The organism is Sporosarcina sp. SAFN-015, assembly GCF_059415085.1.
The window spans coordinates 248,992-250,715 of record NZ_JBPFDR010000005.1 but is presented as its reverse complement, the minus strand read 5'-3'; the positions used below and the strand labels follow the sequence as shown (position 1 = coordinate 250,715).

The window sequence follows — 1,724 nt, the reverse complement described above, 5'->3', positions numbered from 1 at the left end:
GATGAGATTTCCCATTACATTTGTAAGTAAGATCCCTCAAAGAAGATGAGGTGGATAGGTCCGGGGTGGAAGCGTGGCGACACGTGCAGCTGACGGATACTAATCGATCGAGGACTTAACCTATATGAAATGCCGAAGCGGTCGTTTAGACGCGACAGGCATAAGACGGATCGGCGAAGTGGCGCTCTTTGCCACACAGCCGGAACGGCTTATGACCCGAGCGTCTGACCGCTGAGGCTGGACAGTTAAGAAGTACGGTTGAACTTGGGTTCAGCGACAATGTTGGTTTTATCCGGTTTTGAGCGAACAAAATAATTTATTTTGAAAAAACGCTTGAATTATTCACCAGATATGATATAATAAATCTTGTCTTGTGAAAAAAGTCCAGTGATGATGGCGAAGAGGTCACACCCGTTCCCATACCGAACACGGAAGTTAAGCTCTTCAGCGCTGATGGTAGTAGGGGGCTTCCCCCTGTGAGAGTAAGACGTCGCTGGGCTGTCAATCTTCAAATGACTTAACGAGTTGAAAACTCATGCTAACATTATTCCGCAGTAGCTCAGTGGTAGAGCAATCGGCTGTTAACCGATCGGTCGTAGGTTCGAGTCCTACCTGCGGAGCCAATTGGAGAGCTGTCCGAGTGGCCGAAGGAGCACGATTGGAAATCGTGTATACGCTAACCGCGTATCAAGGGTTCAAATCCCTTGCTCTCCGCCAGATTTATTACTTACATATGGCCCCTTGGTCAAGCGGTTAAGACACCGCCCTTTCACGGCGGTAACACGGGTTCGAATCCCGTAGGGGTCACCATTTTCACGAACAGCCTTTTCATTTGATTGCAGCTCCCGTTTAAATCGGAAGAAGCGAGCAGGACAAGGAAGCGATTGAGAGAGGGAAGGAGCGTACAACAGTACGTGACTGACTGAACGAATGAAGATGACGCAGTAATGCGAAGCTTATCGCGATTTTAACTGGAGGATTAGCTCAGCTGGGAGAGCACCTGCCTTACAAGCAGGGGGTCGGCGGTTCGAACCCGTCATCCTCCACCATAATTTCTTAATACGAATTATTATTATCGCGGGGTGGAGCAAATCACATCACGCAGAATGTGATTTGTGTAATTTCCTAAAAGGAAATTACAGCAAAGTCCCAAAGCAAAATTGAAAGCGTAGGATTTAAAATTCCTACATCTAACATTATCGCGGGGTGGAGCAGTGGTAGCTCGTCGGGCTCATAACCCGAAGGTCGCAGGTTCAAATCCTGCCCCCGCAACCAAAAGGTCCCGTGGTGTAGCGGTTAACATGCCTGCCTGTCACGCAGGAGATCGCCGGTTCGATCCCGGTCGGGACCGCCATTTTTATGTGGCTCAGTAGCTCAGTCGGTAGAGCAAAGGACTGAAAATCCTTGTGTCGGCGGTTCGATTCCGTCCTGAGCCACCATTTTAATATTATGCCGGTGTAGCTCAGTTGGTAGAGCAACTGACTTGTAATCAGTAGGTCGTGGGTTCGACTCCTATCGCCGGCATATTCTTTACTTGGTGGGGTAGCGAAGTGGCTAAACGCGGCGGACTGTAAATCCGCTCCCTCCGGGTTCGGCGGTTCGAATCCGTCCCCCACCACCATTTTACAGGGGCATAGTTTAACGGTAGAATAGAGGTCTCCAAAACCTTTGGTGTGGGTTCGATTCCTACTGCCCCTGCCATTTCTGTTTAACCAATACTATGG

10 tRNA genes and 2 rRNA genes are annotated in these 1,724 nt (G+C 49.3%); all 12 read left to right on the top strand.

The window, feature by feature from the left end:
- A 23S ribosomal RNA gene (locus ACR65H_RS11465) occupies positions 1-123 on the top strand; the annotation flags it as partial.
- 260 nt (positions 124-383) lie between these two features.
- Positions 384-499: ribosomal RNA gene (rrf, locus tag ACR65H_RS11460) — 5S ribosomal RNA — on the top strand.
- A 49-nt stretch (positions 500-548) separates the two neighbouring features.
- Positions 549-623, top strand: a tRNA-Asn gene (locus ACR65H_RS11455).
- Positions 624-626: 3 nt separating this feature from the next.
- Positions 627-717: transfer RNA gene (locus tag ACR65H_RS11450), tRNA-Ser, on the top strand.
- 18 nt (positions 718-735) lie between these two features.
- Positions 736-810, top strand: a tRNA-Glu gene (locus ACR65H_RS11445).
- 163 nt (positions 811-973) lie between these two features.
- Positions 974-1,049 (top strand) — tRNA-Val (locus tag ACR65H_RS11440).
- A 151-nt stretch (positions 1,050-1,200) separates the two neighbouring features.
- Positions 1,201-1,275 (top strand) — tRNA-Met (locus ACR65H_RS11435).
- 3 nt (positions 1,276-1,278) lie between these two features.
- A tRNA-Asp gene (locus tag ACR65H_RS11430) sits at positions 1,279-1,354 on the top strand.
- A 9-nt stretch (positions 1,355-1,363) separates the two neighbouring features.
- Positions 1,364-1,439 (top strand) — tRNA-Phe (locus ACR65H_RS11425).
- 12 nt (positions 1,440-1,451) lie between these two features.
- Positions 1,452-1,524: transfer RNA gene (locus tag ACR65H_RS11420), tRNA-Thr, on the top strand.
- 12 nt (positions 1,525-1,536) lie between these two features.
- Positions 1,537-1,621 (top strand) — tRNA-Tyr (locus tag ACR65H_RS11415).
- Positions 1,622-1,627: 6 nt separating this feature from the next.
- Positions 1,628-1,701 (top strand) — tRNA-Trp (locus tag ACR65H_RS11410).
- Positions 1,702-1,724: the final 23 nt, after the last annotated feature.